Here is a 19,373-nt window from a genome sequence, read left to right as displayed (position 1 = left end):
TAAGACAGTTGCCGCAAGGAGGCGCATCGTGCGAGGGAATAGAGCCATGAGCGGCGAAGCGGAAGCACTTCAATCGGATCAGCGGCCTTTGGTGGTCGGGATCGGCGGCACCATCGGCGGTGTGTCCTCCACCGAACGCGCGCTGAGCATCGCGCTCGACGCGGCGGCAGAGCAGGGTTTTCGCACCCGGCTGTTCGGTGGGGCGGACATGGCGAAGCTGCCGTTGTACGATCCCAAGGCGGCCGAGCGCACGCCCGAGGAGCGCGAGTTCGTGTCGGCGGTGCGCGGTGCCTCGGCGCTGATCATCGCCTCGCCCGGCTATCACGGCAGCATTTCGGGCGTAGTGAAGAACGCGCTCGACCTGCTGGAAGAAACCGCGCGCGACCCGGAGCGTGCGTATCTCGCGGACATGCCGGTGGGCCTGATCGCCACCGCTTATGGCTGGCAGGCGACGGGGTCGACCATCGCGGCGCTGCGCTCGATCGTTCACGCGCTGCGCGGCTGGCCAACGCCCTTTGCGGCGGCGATCAACAGCGCGGTCACCAAGTTCGACGACGAGGGCGGTGCGAGCGATCCGGCGGTGATCGAGCAATTGCGCCTAATCGGGCAGCAGGTCGCGCGCTTTGCGCCGCTGGTGAAGGGCGGCTGAGCGCACGCCTCGCGCGCCGTAGCGTCATTGCGGCGTAACATCTGTTATCTTGCCGTTGACAGCGTTGCTGCCGCTGGTCCACCTCCCCCGCTGCAAGCCGGCACAGACCGGCACCTTTACAGATGCGGAGAGCGGGCATGGTGCTGACCAAGGGCGACGAATATCCGATCCACCAAACGGCCGAGCCGGTCGCCTATGCGGGCACGGACCGCAATTTCTACGATCGGTTCTTCTTCAACGGCTATGCCCCCGGCGCCGACGAGGACGGCTTCTTCGCCGCGGCAATGGGCATCTACCCGCATATCAACATTATCGATGCGAGCTTCTGCTGGCTGAAGGACGGCAAGCAGATCAACCTGCACGCCAGCCGCGATCTCGGCATGGAGCGGATGGACACGCAGGTCGGCGGCATTGCCGTGGAGGTGCTGGAGCCGTTGAAGTCGGTGAAGCTGACGGTCGACGCGCCCGAGCACAAGATGCGGGCCGAGCTGACCTACACCGGGCGCGCCTTTCCGCTGGAGGAGCCGCGCTTCACTCGCCGCAACGGCCCGCGCGTGCTGATGGATGTGACGCGCATGACGCAGAACGGCACCTATCAGGGCTGGATCGAGGTGGATGGCGTGCGCACCGAGGTGAACAGCTGGCTGGGCACGCGCGACCGCTCATGGGGCGTGCGGCCGATCGGCGCGCCGGATGCGCAGCCGGCGAGTCCGCCGATCATGCCGCAATTCTTCTGGCTGTGGAGCCCGACCGCGATGGAGGACGGGGACTTCTATTTCCACACCAACGACGACGAGCATGGCCGCTTCTGGAACCGGCGCGCAGCGTGGAAGCCGCTGGGCGGCGGGATCGAGGACGAGACGCATTTCGAGTCAGAGTACGAGATCCAGTGGCAGCAGGGGTCGCGCCATGCACAGGGCGCGAGCGTCACGCTGAAGGACGAAAAGGGCGCGGAGACCAAGGTCGAGTTCGACATCGGCGCGCCGTTCATGATGCTGGGGCTGGGCTATACGCATCCCAAATGGGGGCATGGGCGCCACCAGGGCGACGGCGTGGTGGTGGAGCGCGAGGACTTCGTGCCGGCCGAACTTGACGTGATGCAGCCGCATCATTTGCATATCCAGGCGATCGCCAACGTCACCATGACCGGGCCGGACGGCAAGACGCGGCGGGGCAAGGGCGTGCTGGAGCAATTGGTGATCGGCCCGCACGCGCCGTCGGGATTCAAGGGGATGCTGGACGCGGCATGAGCGGGGATGCACTCACCGGGGCCGAGATCGAGGCGTATCTCGGCCGTTTGTGGCAGCGGGCGGTGACGGTGGAGGGGCTGGCGCGCATTCCCGGCGGGGCCAGCCGTGAGACCTATCGCTTCGACGCGCATGATGGCGAAAAGACGCATCGGCTGATCCTGCGGCGAGAGCCGGCGAAGGGCCTGATCGATACGGAGAGCGAAACCGAGTTTCGCGCGTATCAGAGCGCTGCCGGTGTCGTGCCGGTACCGCATGCCGTGGTGCTGGAGCGCGACGGCGCGGAGCTTGGTCGGCCGTTCTTCATCATGGAGCGGATCGAGGGCGGCGAGGTCGCCGGCAGCTTTGCGCGCGATCCGTTCGGCACGCATTGCCAGACGCTGGGTGAGGATTTCTTCGGCGCGCTGGGCCGGCTGGCGGCGCACGATCCCACCGGATCGCCGCTGGCGCAGCATGCGCCGGCGCCGGCGCCCGACCAATGCTGGCGCGTCGCACTGGATTATTGGGAGGGGGTGATCGACGAGGATGCGCTCTCGCCGCAGCCGATCGCCAAGGCGGCGATCCGCTGGCTGCGCGCCAACCCGCCGCCGCCGGCGCAGCGCGTGGCGATCGTTCACGGCGATTACCGATCGGGCAATGTGATGCACGACGGCGCCGGGAAGATGCTGGCGATGTTCGACTGGGAAATGGCGCATCTTGGCGATCCGCTGGAGGATCTCGGCTGGGCGCTGGACCCGATCTGGGATCATTTCGCGCCGGGCATGTCGTGCGGGATGCTGCCACGGGACGAGGCGATCGCGGCGTGGGAACGCACCAGCGGGCTGACGGCGGAGCCGGCGGCAATGCGCTGGTGGTCGCTGTTCGCATCGGTAAAGGGGATCGCGATCTGGATCTCCGCTTTCCGCGAATTCGTCGACGGCGGGCGGCAGGATCCGGTGCTGGCGGTATCGGGCTGGTACACCGCGCGGCGACAGGATGCGATCATCGCCGCGCAACTGGGCGGGCGGCATTATGATCCGGTGCCGGTGATGCCGTCGAGCGACCTGGCGCAGGTGCTGATCGGCGCGGGCATCGCGGCAGCGGGCGCGGGCGAGAAGATGGGCGCCGTGGATGCCTTTGCCGGATCGACGCTGACGGTGGCGGCACTGCTGGCGCTGCTCGGCGCGCAGGAAGCGGAAAAGGCGGCGGCGTGGCGCATGGCCGACATCCGCGACATGCGCCGCCTGCTCGGCGAGGATGCGCCCATCACGCATGAGGGCGAGATGCTCGATGCGCTCGACGGCATCTGGGGCACGCTGGCGACTGCGCTGATCGCGCAGCATGACGAGGTGGCGGAGGCGGACGGCGATGAGGCGCCGTTCCTCGACTTCTATCGCGAAAGCGCGGCACGGCGGGAGCTCGCCTGGCCGCTATGATCGACCTGCCGCTCTCCGGCGTTCGCGTGATCGATGCCGTGCCGGGGGTGCTCGGCAGCATCGGGCGGCTGCTGGGCGAGCTTGGCGCCGAGGTGATCCGCGTCGAGCCGCGCGGTGGCGGAGCGGATCGGAGGGCGGGCGATACGGTGGTCGGAGCCAGCCTGTCGTTCGTCGCCGCGAACCTCGGCAAGACTGCGACCGCGATCGACCTGCCGCGCGAGCAGGCGCGGCTGCTGGCGCTGGCGCGCGAGGCGGACATTCTGCTGGAGGCGGGGCTGCCGGGGCTTGATCGTGCCGCGTTACGGGAGGCTGTGCCGACGCTGATCCATGTGGCGATCAGCGATCTCGGCGCGGTCGGGCCATGGAAGGACTGGCAGGCGAGTGATGCCGTGCTGCATGCGTTGACCGGCGGGCTGTCGCGGTCAGGCCTGCCCGGGCGCCCGCCCTTGCTGCCGCCAGGGCAACTGGCGCTGGAAACCGCCGGGCCGCAGATTGCGGTGGCGGCGCTCGGCGCCTTCATCGGTCGGCTGCGGACCGGGGAGGGCGAAAGGGTCGACGTGTCGCTGCTGGAGGCCGGGATGCAGGCGCTCGATCCCGGCTTCGGCCTGTCGGGCAGTGCGCAATCGGGCGTGCCCTTGTGGAAGATGCCGCACAGCCGGACGGACGCGCGGCACCGTTATCCGATCCTGCCGTGCGCCGATGGCTTTGTGCGCTTCTGCATCCTCGCGCCGCGGCAATGGCGCGCGATGCATGCGTGGATGGGAGCGCCCGAGGCGTTCGCCGGGCCTGAATGGGACCGCGTGATCACGCGGGCGACCTCACCCGACCTCTTACCGGCGATCACGCGTTTCCTCGCCGACAAGACGCGCGGCGAAATCGAGGAGGAAGCGGCACGGCGCGGCGTGCCCGCAGCGGCAGTGCTGGACGCAAGCGAAGCGGTGGCAACGCCGCAGATGATCGCGCGCAATGCGTTTGTACCGGTCGAGATCGCGCCGGGCTGCACATTGCCCTTTCCCAATGGCACGATCGAGATCGACGGCGCGCGTGCCGGGGTGCGCGGTCCGGCTCCGGCGCTTAGCGAGGACGCGCGATTCATTGAGCCGCGGGCGTCGTTCGATGCCCCGCCAGCGGCGGACTATCCGCTCGCCGGCGTGCGGGTGCTCGACATGGGGGTGATCGTCGTCGGGGGCGAGACGGGGCGGCTGTTGGCCGATCTGGGCGCCGATGTGGTGAAGGTGGAGAACAGCGCCTTTCCCGATGGGCAGCGCCAGTCGCTCGATGATGCGCCGGTCAGCCTCACCTTTGCCGCCGGGCATCGCAACAAGCGCGGGCTGTCGATCGATCTGCGTGCCGAGCGGGGCAAGCAGCTGTTCCTCGATCTGGTGCGGCAGGCGGACGTGCTGCTTTCCAATTTCAAGCCCGGGACGCTGGCGAGCCTTGGCTTTGATGCCGAAACGCTGCGTGCGGCCAATCCGCGCTTGATCGCGGTGGACAGTTCGGCGTTCGGGCCGACCGGACCATGGTCGCGCCGGCTGGGGTACGGCCCGCTGGTACGCGCGTCGGCGGGGCTGTCGCGGCAGTGGGTCTATCCCGATGCGCCGGATGCGTTTTGCGACACGGTTACGGTGTATCCCGATCATGTCGCGGCGCGGATCGGCACGGTGGGCGCGCTGGCGCTGCTGATCCGGCGCATGCGCACAGGGGCGGGAGGCATGGCGAGCGTGAGCCAGGCGGAGGTGATGCTCGGGCATATGGCGGCCGACATCGCGCGGCGCGCAGCGAATACGGCGGGCATTGCGGTGGAAGCGGGTGTGCCGGCGGAGGATTGGCTGCTGCCGTGCGCGGGGGACGACGAATGGTGCGTCGCCACGCTGCGCAGCGCGGCGGATCGTGCGGCCGTCGCGGCGCTTGTGGGCGGCGCGGGACAGGACGCGGCGGCGGCTTGGGCAAGGACGCTTCCGCCGCAGGATGCCGCCGCCCAGTTGCAGGACGCCGGGGTGCCGGCGGGCATGATGGTGCGGGTCGCCGACCTGCCGAAATCGCCTGGATACCAGGCGCTGGGCACGTTTCGCGCGGCGACGCACCCGCTGCTGCCAACACCATTCCAGGTCGAGGGGCCGATTGCGCATTTTGAGCGTGTGCCGGTGCCCGATCAGCGACCGGCGCCGCGCATCGGCGAAGACAGCGCCGAGGTGCTGCGCGACTGGCTGGGGTTGAGCGACGATGCGATCGCGCCGCTGCTGGCCGATAAGATCATCGAACAAGCTGCCTAGAAAGGGATTGTAGCAAATGACCCAGCTCGGGAACGAGGCCGTCGCCGTCGAGACGCGTGGCAATGTGATGCTCATCACGATCAACCGCCCGGACGCGCGCAACGCGGTCAACCGCTTCGTCCATGAGGGTGTGGGCGATGCCTTGCAGGCGGCCGACAACGACCCCGAGATCCGCGTGGTCATCGTGACGGGCGCTGGCGACAAGTCGTTCTGCGCGGGCGCCGATCTGGTGGCGCTGTCGCGCGGGGAGAGCCTGGCGCCCGACGACAAGACCAAGGCCGCATGGGGCTTCGCCGGGATCGTGAGCCATGCGATTTCGAAGCCCGTCATCGCGGCGGTCAACGGGATGGCGCTGGGCGGCGGATTGGAGATCACGCTGGCCTGCGACCTTGCCGTGGCGGTGGACGAGGCGAAGTTCGGCCTTCCCGAGCCCAAGCGCGGCCTGTTTGCGGCCGCGGGCGGCGTGTTCCGGCTCCCTGAGCAATTGCCCAAGAAGATCGCGATGGAGATGATCCTGACCGGTGATCCGATCGATGCCAAGCGCGCGCTAGAATTGGGCCTGATCAACGCCGTCGCCCCGCGCGAACAGCTGCTCGACACTGCCTTTGCGCTGGCGGAGCGCATCGCGGTCAACGCGCCGCTATCGGTGCAGGCGTCGAAGCGAATGGCGCAGGGCATCTCGGACGGCAAGGTGGCGCGCGAGGAAGCCGCCTGGGCGCAGAACCGGCAGGAAACGAAGGTCGTGTTCACCAGCGAGGACTCGCGCGAAGGCCCCAAGGCGTTTGCCGAGAAGCGCGCGCCGGTGTGGAAGGCGAAGTGAGCATGGCAGATCCGGAGAAGGTCGCGGTCATCGTCGGCGTCGGGCAGGTCAACGACCGCCCGGCCGATCCGATGGCGGGGAAGGATGCGCTCGGCCTGATGATCGCCGCGCTGGAGGAGGCCGACAAGGATGCCGGCGGCGGCTGGCTGGCCGATGTGGATTCGGTCGCGGTCGTGCAGCAGATCAGCTTCCGCAAGGACAATCCGCTGGCGCAGAAGGTGGCGGACGGGATCGGATCGAAGGCTGGCCTCGTCTACGAGTCCGTTGGCCCCAACGGCGACAGCCCGATCCTGCTGCTAAACGAGGCGGCGAACCGGATCGCGCGCGGCGAGATCAAGATCGCGGCGGTAACGGGCGGCGAGGCGCTGCGCACCGCGAGCCAGCGTGCGGCGATCGCGGCAAAGACAAGCGTTGCGGACCAGAACCCGCTGCGCACCCTCAGTAAGGGCACCAAGCCCGGTTATCGCCAGATCTACGGGCTGGCGACGCCGGTCGACGTCTATCCGCTCTACGAGAATGCCGGGCGCGCGGCCTATGGCCAGACGCTGGAAGAGGGACAGCGCGAATCGGGCGAAATCTGGTCGCGCTTCTCCGAGGTGGCGGCGCAGACGCCGGCGGCGTGGATCCACGCGCCCAAGACGCCTGAAGAGGTGATCGAACCCACCGCGGACAATCGCCCGATCGCTTTCCCGTACACCAAGCTGATGGTAGCCAATTCGAGCGTCAACCAGGGCGCGGGCTTCATCGTCACCAGCCTGGCCGAAGCGCGGCGGCGCGGGGTGCCCGAGGAGCGGATCGTCTATGTCGGGCGCGGCGCCAGTGCGCATGAGGCAGGCGATTTCCTCGCCCGTGACCGCTACGACAAGTCGCCGAGCATGGAGGTGTGTCTCAAGCGCACGCTCGAGTTCAACGAAGTGACGGCGGACGATCTCGATCTGGTCGAGCTCTATTCCTGCTTCCCCTGCGTGCCGAAGATGGCGCGGCGGGTGATCGGCTGGCCGGTCGAGAAGCCGGCGACGGTGTTCGGCGGGCTGACCTTCGGTGGCGGGCCGATCGGCAATTACATGGCGCATGCCGTGGCCGAGCTGGTCGACAGCCTGCGGGGCGGCGAGGGCGAGAAGGGGCTGCTGTTCGCCAATGGTGGCTTTGCCACCCACAACCATGCGATCGTGCTCGGCACCCAGCCGCTGCCGGGCGCTGGCGAAGCGCATGAATTCGACCTACAGGCGGAGGCGGATGCCGCGCGCGGCGCGGTGCCGGAGCTGGTGAAGGATTACACCGGGCCGGGTGAGGTCGAGACCTACACCGTTTTCTACAACCGCGATGGTTCGGCCAAGGCCGGCGTGGTGGTGGCGAAGCTGCCCGACGGGAAGCGTACGCTGGCGCAGGTGCCAGCGAGTGACGCGGCGACGATCGCATTCTTGAGCGATGGTGCGGCCGAGCCGGTTGGGGCGGCCGGCGAAGTGGTCGCCGAGGGCGAGCTGATGGTGTGGAAACGCGCGTAAATCTCTCTCTTGCCGCGCGCGGGGAGAGGGTGGTCGAGCCGTAGGCCAGGTTGGGAGAGGGGCGGTGTCGGAGCGTTGTCGCCTTTGACTGTCCCTCTCCCAGCCAGCGGGGGAAGGGAGGCTGGCCGTACCGGCGGATAGCGGAGGCTTGCGCTTCGTTGTCGCTATCGCCTAATCGCGGCGGTGCCCTCCCCAGGCGCTGTTGGTAACGTCAGGAGGAATCCCCCATGCAGACCCGCGCCGGCCTTTCGGTCGATGATCGCCTCGCCACCTTTGTCGAGGCGGAGGCGCTTGCCGGTACCGGCATTGCGGCTGACGCTTTCTGGCAGGGCGCGGCGGCGATTTTCGATCGCTTCACGCCGGAGAACAAGGCGCTGCTCGCCCGCCGCGAGGAGCTGCAGGCGGCGATCGACGCGCGCTACATGGCGGGCGAGCCGGTGGATGCGGCGTTCCTGAGCGAGATCGGCTATCTCGTGCCCGAGCCGGCGCCGTTCGCCATCGGCACCGAAAATGTCGATCCTGAGATCGCCACCATGGCCGGGCCGCAGCTGGTGGTGCCAAGCCTCAACGCCCGCTTTGTGCTGAACGCCGCCAATGCGCGGTGGGGCAGCCTGTACGATGCATTTTACGGCACGGATGCGCTGCCGGGCGCGGCGAAGCCGGGCGGCTACGATGCGGAACGCGGCGCGCAGGTGATCGCGCGGGCGCGGGCGTTCCTGGACGAGACGCTGCCGGGGTGGGAGGCTGCGCTGACGGGGGGTGAGTGCCCCCACCGATTTGCGCGCTTCGATAAGGGTGTGATGTTCGTCCACAACGGGCTGCACATCGAGATCGTGGTCGATCGCGACCATCCGATCGGCAAGACCGACCCGCTCGGCATTGCCGACGTGATCCTCGAAGCTGCGTTGACGACGATTGTCGACCTGGAGGACTCGGTCGCCGCCGTTGATGCCGAGGACAAGGTTGCGGCGTATCGCAACTGGCTGGGCCTGATGCGCGGCGATCTGGTCGAGACGTTCGAGAAAAATGGCGAGACGCTGACCCGCAAGCTGGCGGGGGAGCGAACCTATACGTCGCCGAACGGGACCAGTTTCTCGCTGCCGGGCCGGTCTTTGCTGTTCGTGCGCAACGTCGGGCATCTGATGACGACGCCCGCGATCCGACTGGCGGATGGTAGCGAGGCGCCCGAGGGAATTCTCGACGCGATCATGACCTCGCTGATCGGGCTGCATGACCTGAAGCGGCTCGGCAGCCTGCAGAACAGCCGCGCCGGTTCGATCTATATCGTGAAGCCCAAGATGCATGGGCCGGACGAGGCGGCGTTCACCAATCGGTTGTTCGACGCGGTGGAGGATCTGCTGGGGCTCGACCGCCACACGATCAAGGTCGGCGTGATGGACGAGGAGCGGCGCACGTCCGCCAATCTCGCCGCGTGCATCCATGCGGTGCGCGACCGGATCGTCTTCATCAACACCGGCTTCCTCGATCGCACCGGCGACGAGATCCACACCGCGATGCGCGGCGGCCCGGTGATCCGCAAGGCGGAGATGAAGGGCAGCGACTGGATCAAGGCTTATGAGGACCGCAACGTGCGCATCGGGCTGGCGTGCGGGCTTTCGGGCAAGGCGCAGATCGGCAAGGGCATGTGGGCGGCGCCCGACATGATGGCCGACATGCTGGAGCAGAAGATCGCGCACCCGCAATCGGGCGCGAACACCGCCTGGGTGCCGTCGCCGACCGCCGCGACGCTCCATGCGTTGCACTACCATCAGGTGGACGTGTTCGCACGGCAGAAGGAGATCGCGGGCGAGGCGCCGCCCGCGCTGGATCGCCTGCTGACCGTGCCGTTCGCCGCCGGGCGCAACTGGACGCCGGAAGAAATACGCGAGGAGTTGGACAACAATTGCCAGGGCATCCTTGGCTATGTCGTGCGCTGGATCGATCAGGGCGTCGGCTGTTCCAAGGTCCCCGACATCCATGACGTGGGGCTGATGGAGGATCGCGCAACCTTGCGCATCTCCTCGCAGCATCTTGCCAACTGGCTGCTGCATGGCGTGTGCACCGAAGCGGAGGTCGATGCGGCGCTCGACCGGATGGCGAAGAAGGTGGATGCGCAGAATGCGGGCGATCCGCTTTACACGCCGCTGAGCCGCGATGGGTTCGCGTTCAAGGCGGCACGCGCGCTGGTGTTCGAGGGGGTGAGCCAGCCGTCGGGTTATACCGAGCCGTTGCTGCATCAGTTCCGGCAGGAGGCGAAGGCGGCCTGATCTCGCGCTTCACGCTCTTCCGCCCTCGCAGGACGTAACTGGGCAGCGCGTGGCATACGCAACGGGGCGGTGGCATTATTTCGACCGCCCCGCTAAAGGGCCGCGCATCCATCAGCTGCCGAGAGCCACGCCGCCCGCATGCGAGTCGCCATTGCTTCCGATCACGCCGCCGTGTCGCTGAAGGCGACGCTTGTCGCCTGGCTGCGGGAGGCGGGGCATGATGTTCTCGACCTTGGCCCCGCCACCGATGCGCGGGTCGATTATCCCGATTACGGCTACAAGCTGGCCGAGGCGATCGCCTCCGGTGACGCCGTGCGCGGCATTGCCCTGTGCGGATCGGGGATCGGTATTTCGATCGCGGTGAACCGCAATCCCGCGGTGCGCTGCGCACTCGTTGCCGAGCCGCTGTCCGCCGCGCTCGCGCGCGAGCATAACGACGCCAACGCCATTGCCATGGGCGCCCGCCTTGTCGGTGAGGACATGGCGAAGGCGTGCGTTTCCGCTTTCCTCGAGACCGCCTTTGCCGGCGGCCGCCACGCCCCCCGCGTCGACAAGCTCGGCGCGCCCGCTTTCGAAAAGGAGCCAGCATGAGCACCAACCCTACCACGCTGAACGAGGTTCAGCCTGATGGCTTCTTCACCCGTACCCTTGCCGATGCCGATCCTGCGGTGTTCGCTGGCGTAGAGCATGAGCTGGACCGTGAGCAGACGCAGATCGAGCTGATCGCGTCGGAGAATATCGTCTCCAAGGCGGTGCTGGAGGCGCAGGGCTCCGTCTTCACCAACAAATATGCCGAGGGTTATCCCGGCAAGCGTTATTATCAGGGCTGCCACCCGTCGGACGAGGTGGAGAGCCTGGCGATCGATCGCGCCAAGCAGCTGTTCGGCTGCGGCTTTGCCAACGTCCAGCCGCATTCGGGTGCGCAGGCGAACGGCGCGGTGATGCTGGCGCTGGTGAAGCCGGGCGACACCATCATGGGCCTCAGCCTCGATTCGGGCGGTCACCTGACGCACGGCGCGCGCGCGGCGATGAGCGGCAAGTGGTTCAACGCGGTGCAATATGGCGTCACGCCCGACACGCACCTGATCGATTATGACGCGGTCGAGAAGCAGGCGGTCGAGACGCAGCCCAAGCTGATCATCGCCGGCGGTTCGGCCTATCCGCGCCACATCGATTTTGCCCGGTTCCGCGCGATCGCGGACAAGGTCGGCGCCTATTTCATGGTCGACATGGCGCATTTCGCGGGGCTGGTCGCGGGCGGCGTCCATCCGACGCCGTTCGGCCACGCGCATGTCGTGACCACCACCACGCACAAGACGCTGCGTGGGCCGCGCGGCGGCATGATCCTGACCGACGACGAGGCGATCGCGAAGAAGATCAACTCGGCGGTATTCCCAGGGCTGCAGGGCGGCCCGCTGATGCATGTGATCGCCGCCAAGGCGGTGGCGTTCGGCGAGGCGCTGCGGCCGGAGTTCAAGAGCTATGCCGCCGCGGTGGTGGAGAATGCCAAGGTGCTGGCCGCGACGCTGAAGGAGCGCGGCGCGGCGATCGTATCGGGCGGCACCGACACGCATCTGGCGCTGGTCGATCTCACCCCGCTGGGCGTTACCGGCAAGGATGCGGACGAGGCGCTGGAACGCGCGGGCATCACCTGCAACAAGAACGGCATCCCCAACGATCCGCTGCCGCCGGTGAAGACCAGCGGCATCCGCGTCGGCACCCCGGCAGGCACCACGCGCGGCTTTGGCACGGCGGAATTCCGCGAGATCGGCAACATGGTCGCCGACGTGCTGGATGGTCTTGCCAAGAAGGGTGAGCAGGGCGATGCCGACGTTGAAGCGGCCGTTCGGGAACGAGTTCGCGCGCTGTGCGCTCGTTTCCCCATCTACAAGTGAGGTGAACGTGTCCAAGATCGACGAAGTCCAGCAGAACGTCCAGAACACTCCGGGTCTCGGCAAGAAGATGGCGAAATATGGTGCGATCGGTGCCGTAATCGCGATCCCCGTGCCGTTCGTCGGCCCGGTGCTCGGCGCTTTGGTGGGTGCCGGCGTCGCCTACACGCGGCGTAACAAGATCTGACAAGGCGAGCGCCGATTACCCCGAAAGCGGGGTGACGGCGTGATCGGGCGTTGCGCTTTGCGGCACAACGCCCGACAGAGACTGCCCGGCCGTCGCGATCGGCGGCCGACATGATGGATTGAAGAACCCGATGCGCTGCCCCTTCTGTGGCCATGATGCGAGCCAGGTGAAGGACAGCCGGCCGACCGACGATGGCGCTGCGATCCGCCGCCGCCGCCAATGCGAAGGCTGTGCTGCGCGCTTCACGACCTTTGAGCGCATCCAGCTGCGCGAACTTACCGTGGTGAAGTCGGAGGATCGGCGCGAGCCGTTCGAGCGCGAGAAGCTGCTGCGGTCGATCGGAATCGCCGCGCGCAAGCGGCCGCTGGATGGGCTCGCGATCGAGCGGCTGGTGAGCGGCATTCAGCGCCAGTTGGAAACGAGCGGCGAGGCGGAGATCGCCTCGAAGCGGATCGGCGAAATGGTAATGGAGGGGCTGAAGGGCCTCGATTCGGTCGCCTATATCCGTTTCGCCAGTGTCTATCGCGATTTCAGCGAGGCGAAGGACTTCGAGGAATTCGCCGGGACGGTCGAGGAGGCTGGGCGTAGCTGATCGCGCAAGGCGCGCTTGTCTCCGCCCCCATTCGCCGGATAGGCGCATCGCATGACTGCTGAAGCTTCCCTGCCGCCTGTCATTGTGCTGGTCCGGCCGCAACTTGGCGAGAATATCGGCAAGGCGGCGCGTGCCATGCTGAATTTCGGGCTGACGGAAATGCGGCTGGTCGCGCCGCGCGATGGCTGGCCCAACCCGGCCGCGGGACCGGCAGCGTCGGGCGCAGACGTGGTGCTCGCCGATGCGCGGGTGTTCGACACGGTGGCCGAGGCTGTCGCGGATTGCCCGCATGTCTATGCCACCACGGTGCGAAAACGCGGCGTGACCAAGCCGGTGGTGACGCCCGAGCAGGCCGCCGGGCAGATGCGCAGTGCGAGCGGGCGCAGCGCGATCCTATTCGGGCCGGAGCGATCGGGGCTGGAAACCGACGACGTGGCGCTCGCGCGCGAGATCCTGACCGTGCCGATCAACCCCGAGTTCGGCAGCCTGAATCTGGCGCAGGCGGTGATCCTGGTGGCGTATGAATGGTCAAAGGGCGAAGCGCTCGCCTCGCCGCCCGAAGTGGTGCTGGATCCACCCGCGCCGCAGGAGGAGCTGGAAGGCATGATCGCGCAGCTCGATCACATGCTGGTGCAGGCGAATTTCTTTTTTCCGCCCGATCGCAAGCCGACCACGCAGCGCACCTTGCGTACCCTGCTGACCAAGCCGGGCTGGTCCAGCCAGGAGGTGCGCACGATGCGCGGCGTGCTGTCCGCGCTGGCGGGGGCGAAGGCGAAGAGGTCCGGCTGAGCGCCGGGGCCGCGCTTATCGCTTGGCGCCTTCCACTCGCATGATGACGTGCTGCCAGGCGGGTGTCTGAAAGATGCGCTGCCCGACAAAGCGCGCGCCGGCGCGCGTGACGTGGACGCGATCCTCGCTGAGGATGCGGCCCTGCCGGTCGTAGACGGGCACGTGGCGACCGTCGCGCGATAAAGCGGCGATCACATCCACATAGAGCGTCGGCGGGGTGATTGCGCGATACTGGCGGCTGGCGGTGAGCGCGATGTCTGACAGCGGCACTTGTGCGCGCGGCCGCTGCGCGAGCGGCAGGCGGGCGTACGGGTTCAGGTTGATCCCGAAATCCTTGGGGCCGACGAAGACGATCTTGCCGTAAAGGTCTGGGCGCTGCGCCAATTGCCAGCCGCTGCAGGTGTTGCGCGGCTTGTGATCGTACACCAGCACCACGAGCGTCGCAGCCTCGACCAGCGCGCGCTTCCATGCGCTGAGCGCTGGCCCGTCGCATAGGTCCAGATCGTCCCGGTACACGATCGCATAGCCGGGCAGTGCGCCGGTCTCGCGCGCCATGTTGACGACATCGCGCCCGGTGCTGTTGCCGAGGATAAGTGCGCGTTTGTCTGCGCCTGCCGCGAAGCGATCGACCTTCAGGTCGACCACGCGCATGTTGTATTGCTTGAACGTGGCCGGCCGATCGGCGCCCGGCGCGACGTCGAAGCGACCCGGCAGCCCGCCGCGCAGGTGCAGCAGCGCGCCGACTGCCAGCAGCGCCAGCGCGGCGGGCAGCAGGATGGCGGCGACGGTGCGGAAGGGCATGGCCTTGCTGCGGAACGGGCGCTCGACGAAGCGCCAGCTTGCCCACGCGAGGGCGAGCGCGACCGGGATCAGCGCCACGAACTGCCAGGTCGCAGGCCGGCTGCTGCTGGCGATGCGCAGAAAGGCGAACAGCGGCTGATGCCAGAGATAGGTACTGTAGCTGATGAGGCCGATGCCGACCATCGGACGGGAGCCGAGCAGGCGATACGCGAGACCCCTGCGGCAATACAGCAGGATCAGCACGGTGCCCGCAACCGGCATCAGGATCGCCGGGGAGGGCGAGGCCGATCCCTCCGGCAGCGCGAGCACCGCGGCTGCGATAAGGGCTAGGCCGAGCAGCGACAGGGCGTCCGAGCCGGGGCGATCCTCGGGCGCGCGGATCGTCGCGGCCCAGCCGCCCGCCGCCAGTTCCCAAGCGCGGGTGTGCAGCAAGTAGAAATTGCCCACCGGGTGCGCGCGCATGCTCCACAGGCTGAGCGCGAAGCTGACGATGCCGACGAGCGCGAGGGCGAGCGGCACGTGACGACGAAAGAAGCGATGCACCAGTGCCAAAAGCAGTGGCACGACGATGTAATATTGCTCCTCTACCCCCAGGCTCCACGTGTGGAGCAGCGGTTTGAACTGCGACTCCATGTCCCAATAGCCGCTGGTGACGGTGAGCAGGATGTTGTTCGAGAACAAGGTGGTGGCGACGATGCTCTGGCCGAGGTTCTGATAGGCGTCGGCGCTCATCAGGAACCAGCCGGCGAGAAGGCAGGTGGCCATGACGACGAACAGAGCGGGCAGCAGGCGTCGGGTGCGCCGCTCGTAGAAGCGCAGGATGGAGAAACGCCGCTCGTCCATCTCCGCCAGGATGATGCCGGTGATGAGATAGCCGCTGATTACGAAGAACACGTCGACGCCGACGAAGCCGCCCGCGAAGAGCGACACGCCGGCATGACTCAACAGGACCGGCAGGACGGCGATTGTTCGCAGCCCGTCGATCTCACGACGATGCTTCATCCGCGCGCCCCTTTCCCGACCCCGCTATGGTAAATGCGTAATCGCTGCTTTGTCAGCAAGCGTAGGGCAGGTCAGCCGACTGGCGGCGCGACAAGAGCCATAATGGTGGAAACAGCGCTTTGCGATTGCTGGTGGTGCCAGCACGGTCAGAGCCTGTCAGGCCGCCAGTATTTTCCCGAGGGGTGGTGCCGCGGTGCCCGGGTCGGCGCACTTTCGGCGCGTTTGAGCCGTGCTGGCTTGATCGCAGACGGTTCGGGCGGAACAGAGCGTCGACGCGTCAGTTGCCTACCCGTCACGCCGGCGAAGGAGCTGTTATTCCAGGTTATTCAGAGCTCGCCTTTTTCGATGGCGGGCATTTTGCCCATATCGTTGATTATGAGGAAAGCGGACGCCTGCAGCAGATCCGCCGCCGGATGGCCGAGGCCGTCCGCGGCCAAGCTCGGCAGGGCCGTTCGCCCGTGTGCCTGCGCCTGATCCGCTGAACCAGACGGTCTGAGGGCGCATCGCGACAGTGGGCGTGCCGCTTAAGTGTCCCGACGTTACTGATAGCCGCCGTCGGTTTCGCGTTGCACGGCGGCTTCCTGTTGCGCCTCTTCCATCGCGGCGGCCTGATCGGCCTCGCCGGGCTGCTGCTGATCCGGATCGGTCATCGCTGCGCGCCCGCGATCATGCAAAGTCACCCAGATGCTCGGCTTCGTCGTCCGGCAGGCCATGCTCGTCGGCCGGATCCGTCGGCACGGGCATGTTGGGGTCGGCCGACATATCGCCGGGATCGGGCTCGTTGCCCGGAATAAGGGTCGGGGTCATCTGCGGTCTCCTGTACCTGCACCACCAACGCGCCGTGTGGAGATAAGTTGAATCGGTCGGCGAACGCCGCCGCGCCGTTTGCGGTCGCTATCGATCGGCGCGGCGGCTAGGCTGGCGCAATGAGCACAGCAGGCGCCGGTCAGCGCAACATCGTCGTCTGGGCAGCGCTTGCTGCGAACCTGGCGATCGGGGTGGCGAAGTTCGTCGCGGCCGCCATCACCGGCTCGACCGCCATGTTGACCGAAGGCATCCATTCGGTGGTGGACAGTGGCAATCAGGTGCTGCTGCTCTACGGCGAACGGCGAGCCAAGCGCCCTCCCGACGCGCTGCATCCCTTCGGCTATGGCCGCGAGCTGTATTTCTGGGCGTTTGTCGTCGCCATTCTGATCTTTGCGGTCGGCGCCGTCGTGTCGATCTATGAAGGTTGGCTGCATTGGTCGGCGCCGGAGCCGCTTCAATCGCCGCTTATCAATTATATCGTGCTGGCGATCGCCTTTGCCCTGGAGGGCACATCGTGGATGATCGCGCTGCGCGAGTTCGGATCGGCAAAGGGCGATGCTGGGTGGTGGCAAGCGGTCAAGGATTCGAAGGACCCCGCGACCTTCACCGTCCTGTTCGAAGATTCGGCGGCGCTCGCCGGGTTGATCGTTGCTGGGGCTGGCGTGTGGGCGAGCCACTATTTCGCGGATCCGCGGATCGACGGCCTGGCCTCCATCGTCATCGGGGCGATCCTGGCATTTGTTGCGATATTCCTGGCGCGGGAAGCCAAGGGACTGTTGATCGGTGAGCGCGCGGACCCGAAGCTGGTCGGCGGCATCGCCCAGATCGTCGCGGCGCATCCGGCGATTTCGGCGGTGAACCATGTGCGAACGATTCACACAGCGCCCAAGCAGGTGTTCGTCGCGATCAGTGCGGATTTCGACGACGCGGTAACGATGGGTGAGGCCGAGCAGATCATCGAGAATATCGAGGATCAGCTGCGCGCCTCGTTCCCGCAGCTTTCCTCGATCTACATTCGCCCGGAAAAGCGGGAGCAGGCGGCGACGCTGGCTGCTGGCTAGCGGGCGGAGCGAAAGCGCCTGTCTTTTCGCCGCCTTGTGGGTGCGATCTATGCGCGGTCGCTGCTGCTGCCGATCGCGTCGAGGGTTGCCATCGCCTCGGCTGACAGATCGAGCGTGGCCGCGGCGAGATTTTCCCGCAGGTGCGCGACCGACGAGGTGCCGGGGATCAGCAGGATGTTGGGAGAGCGCCGCAGCAGCCAGGCAAGCGCGACCTGCATCGGACTGGCGCCAAGCTGCTGCGCCACCGCGTCCAGGCAGGAGGATTGGAGCGGGGTAAAGCCACCGAGCGGGAAGAAGGGCACGTAGGCGATTCCGTCGGCAGCAAGCGCATCGATCAGCGCGTCGTCCTCGCGATGCGCGAGGTTGTACTGATTCTGCACGCATACGACCGGCGCGATCGCGCGGGCTTCCGCCACCTGGCTGGCGGTGGCGTTGCTGATCCCCAGATGGCGGATCAGTCCTTCCGCCTGCATGGCGGCCATCGCCTCGAAGCTGCGGGCGATGGAGTGATCGCCGCGGCCATGATGGCCGGGGTGGATGCGGAAATTTACTACCTCAATCCGCGACAGCCCCAGATTGCGCAGATTGTCCTCGACAGCCGCGTGCAGCTGACCGGGCTCCTGTGCCGCATTCCACGAGCCGTCCTCGCCGCGAACGGCTCCGACCTTGGTCACGATCACCAAGTCGTCGGGATAGGGGGAGAGCGCCTCGCGGATCAGCTGATTGACGACGTGCGGCCCGTAGAAGTCGCTGGTGTCGATATGGTTGACGCCTTCCGCCACCGCCGTGCGCAGCACCGCCAGCGCAGCATCGCGGTCCTTGGGCGGTCCGAAGACGTGCGGGCCGGCGAGCTGCATCGCGCCATAGCCCATGCGCTTCACCGCGCGATCGCCGAGGGTGACGCTGCCTGCCTTATCGATCTTGGTCATGGATCTTTCTCCTTCGCCGCCCAGCTAGGGATTGGCCGCTGCGGCGATAATCCGGCATGATCCGCACGGGCTGTGCAGGAAACCGAACAATGAACCCCGATCTTGCCGACCTGAACGCGTTTGTAGCGGTCGCCCGGGCGCGTGGATTTCGCCAGGCGGCACATAAGGCGGGTGCGAGCGCGTCGACGCTGAGCGCCGCCGTCCGCCGGTTGGAAGCCGCGCTGGGCGTCCGCCTGCTGCACCGTACAACCCGCAGCGTGACGCCGACCGAGGCGGGCGCGCGCCTCCTCGAGCGGCTTGCGCCCGCGCTGGGCGAGGTCGCGGCGGCGCTGCAGGCGGTGGATGCGCTGCGCGACGGGGTGAGCGGCACGCTGCGCCTCAACGTGCCCGTCAGCGCGGCACGGCTGGTGCTGCCGATGATCCTGCCGGGCTTCCTTGCCGCCTATCCGGATGTGCGTGTCGAGATTGTCGTCGAGGACGGCTTCGTCGATGCGCTGGCTGCCGGCTGCGACGCGGGGATCCGCTATGACGAACGGCTGGAGCAGGACATGATCGCGGTGCCGATCGGTCCCCGATTGCAGCGGTTCGCGACCGCCGCGGCGCCGGCCTATCTTGATCGCCATGGCCGGCCTGCGCATCCGCGCGACCTTCTTGGCCACGCCTGCATTCTCGGACGATTCGCCAGCGGTCGCCTCACCGCGCCCTGGGAGTTCGAGCGTGATGGCGCGGTGGTGCGGATCGAGCCGAAGGCGCGGCTGACCGTGGGTGTCGGCGGCGGCATGGATTGCGCGGTCGATGCGGCGATCGCCGGTGTCGGCGTGCTGCACCTGTTCGAGGACTGGTTACGTCCGCATCTCGCAAGCGGCGTGCTGGAGCCGGTGCTGGCGGACTGGTGGCAGCCCTTTTCCGGGCCATTTCTCTATCACCCGAGCCGCCGGCTGGTGCCGCCGCCGCTGCGCGCCTTTATCGACTATCTGCGCGCATCCTGAGCGAAGTCGCTGAATTCGCGCAGCGCAGCGCGTCGACATTTTGCGATCACAGGAAGTGGTGCCCAGGGACGGGATCGAACCGCCGACACTGCGATTTTCAGTCGCATGCTCTACCAACTGAGCTACCTGGGCACACCGACGGATCGCC

The 19,373-nt window shown here is 67.3% G+C and carries 17 protein-coding genes and 1 tRNA gene; 14 read left to right on the top strand and 4 right to left on the bottom strand.

Features of this window, described 5'->3' with window-relative positions; all coding sequences use genetic code 11:
- Positions 1–46 precede the first annotated feature (46 nt).
- The 12 genes from SPDO_RS09450 (at position 47) to SPDO_RS09395 (ending at position 13,636) form a co-directional block, all read left to right on the top strand.
- A complete protein-coding gene (locus SPDO_RS09450) occupies positions 47–649 on the top strand; it encodes an NADPH-dependent FMN reductase (RefSeq protein WP_088367234.1) in 603 nt (200 codons plus the stop codon).
- Positions 650–786: 137 nt separating this feature from the next.
- A complete protein-coding gene (locus tag SPDO_RS09445; RefSeq protein WP_088367233.1) occupies positions 787–1,899 on the top strand; it encodes an Rv3169 family protein in 1,113 nt (370 codons plus the stop codon).
- Positions 1,896–3,311 (top strand): phosphotransferase family protein, encoded by a 1,416-nt coding sequence (locus SPDO_RS09440; protein WP_088367232.1) that lies wholly within the window; start codon positions 1,896–1,898, stop codon positions 3,309–3,311. The genes SPDO_RS09445 and SPDO_RS09440 overlap by 4 nt, the downstream gene beginning before the upstream one ends.
- Positions 3,308–5,584, top strand: coding sequence for a CaiB/BaiF CoA-transferase family protein (locus tag SPDO_RS09435; protein WP_088367231.1), 2,277 nt, complete (start codon positions 3,308–3,310; stop codon positions 5,582–5,584). The genes SPDO_RS09440 and SPDO_RS09435 overlap by 4 nt, the downstream gene beginning before the upstream one ends.
- A 16-nt stretch (positions 5,585–5,600) precedes the next feature.
- Positions 5,601–6,404, top strand: a complete 804-nt coding sequence (locus tag SPDO_RS09430; protein ID WP_088367230.1) for a crotonase/enoyl-CoA hydratase family protein — start codon at positions 5,601–5,603, stop codon at positions 6,402–6,404.
- A gap of 2 nt (positions 6,405–6,406) precedes the next feature.
- Entirely contained in the window at positions 6,407–7,909 is a 1,503-nt protein-coding gene (locus SPDO_RS09425) for an acetyl-CoA acetyltransferase (RefSeq protein ID WP_088367479.1), read from the top strand.
- 227 nt (positions 7,910–8,136) lie between these two features.
- Positions 8,137–10,176 (top strand): malate synthase G, encoded by a 2,040-nt coding sequence (locus SPDO_RS09420; protein WP_088367229.1) that lies wholly within the window; start codon positions 8,137–8,139, stop codon positions 10,174–10,176.
- Positions 10,177–10,314: 138 nt separating this feature from the next.
- A complete protein-coding gene (rpiB, locus tag SPDO_RS09415) occupies positions 10,315–10,767 on the top strand; it encodes a ribose 5-phosphate isomerase B (protein WP_088367228.1) in 453 nt (150 codons plus the stop codon).
- The gene (glyA, locus tag SPDO_RS09410; RefSeq protein WP_088367227.1) at positions 10,764–12,071 is read left to right on the top strand and encodes a serine hydroxymethyltransferase; all 1,308 of its coding nucleotides are present in this window, start codon (positions 10,764–10,766) and stop codon (positions 12,069–12,071) included. Before rpiB ends, glyA begins: the two co-directional genes overlap by 4 nt.
- Positions 12,072–12,078: 7 nt before the next feature.
- A complete protein-coding gene (locus SPDO_RS16955; RefSeq protein ID WP_169716253.1) occupies positions 12,079–12,255 on the top strand; it encodes a small multi-drug export protein in 177 nt (58 codons plus the stop codon).
- Between the two features lie 130 nt (positions 12,256–12,385).
- Positions 12,386–12,847, top strand: a complete 462-nt coding sequence (nrdR, locus tag SPDO_RS09400; RefSeq protein WP_088367225.1) for a transcriptional regulator NrdR — start codon at positions 12,386–12,388, stop codon at positions 12,845–12,847.
- Positions 12,848–12,898: 51 nt separating this feature from the next.
- On the top strand, positions 12,899–13,636 hold the full coding sequence (locus tag SPDO_RS09395; protein WP_088367224.1) for an RNA methyltransferase: 738 nt from the start codon (positions 12,899–12,901) through the stop codon (positions 13,634–13,636).
- A gap of 15 nt (positions 13,637–13,651) precedes the next feature.
- Here the strand turns inward: SPDO_RS09395 and SPDO_RS09390 are convergent, their stop codons facing one another.
- Together SPDO_RS09390 and SPDO_RS16825 are read right to left on the bottom strand one after the other, a co-directional pair.
- Positions 13,652–15,439: an acyltransferase family protein gene (locus SPDO_RS09390; RefSeq protein ID WP_088367223.1), complete on the bottom strand. Its 1,788-nt coding sequence runs from the start codon at positions 15,437–15,439 to the stop codon at positions 13,652–13,654.
- 666 nt (positions 15,440–16,105) lie between these two features.
- Positions 16,106–16,246, bottom strand: a complete 141-nt coding sequence (locus tag SPDO_RS16825) for a hypothetical protein (RefSeq protein WP_158212171.1) — start codon at positions 16,244–16,246, stop codon at positions 16,106–16,108.
- A gap of 119 nt (positions 16,247–16,365) precedes the next feature.
- On the opposite strand from SPDO_RS16825, the gene SPDO_RS09385 reads away from it, so the two are divergent.
- On the top strand, positions 16,366–17,307 hold the full coding sequence (locus tag SPDO_RS09385) for a cation diffusion facilitator family transporter (protein ID WP_088367222.1): 942 nt from the start codon (positions 16,366–16,368) through the stop codon (positions 17,305–17,307).
- Between the two features lie 47 nt (positions 17,308–17,354).
- Here the strand turns inward: SPDO_RS09385 and SPDO_RS09380 are convergent, their stop codons facing one another.
- Positions 17,355–18,236 (bottom strand): aldo/keto reductase family oxidoreductase, encoded by an 882-nt coding sequence (locus tag SPDO_RS09380; protein ID WP_088367221.1) that lies wholly within the window; start codon positions 18,234–18,236, stop codon positions 17,355–17,357.
- 89 nt (positions 18,237–18,325) lie between these two features.
- Between SPDO_RS09380 and SPDO_RS09375 the strand changes: the two genes are divergently transcribed.
- Entirely contained in the window at positions 18,326–19,225 is a 900-nt protein-coding gene (locus SPDO_RS09375) for a LysR family transcriptional regulator (RefSeq protein WP_088367220.1), read from the top strand.
- 56 nt (positions 19,226–19,281) lie between these two features.
- Here the strand turns inward: SPDO_RS09375 and SPDO_RS09370 are convergent.
- Positions 19,282–19,357: transfer RNA gene (locus SPDO_RS09370), tRNA-Phe, on the bottom strand.
- Between the last annotated feature and the right edge of the window lie 16 nt (positions 19,358–19,373).

It is taken from the genome of Sphingomonas dokdonensis (assembly GCF_002197685.1).
GTDB lineage: Bacteria > Pseudomonadota > Alphaproteobacteria > Sphingomonadales > Sphingomonadaceae > Sphingomonas > Sphingomonas dokdonensis.
The sequence above is the reverse complement of the archived record's forward strand: the minus strand, read 5'-3'. Positions and strand labels throughout refer to the sequence as shown.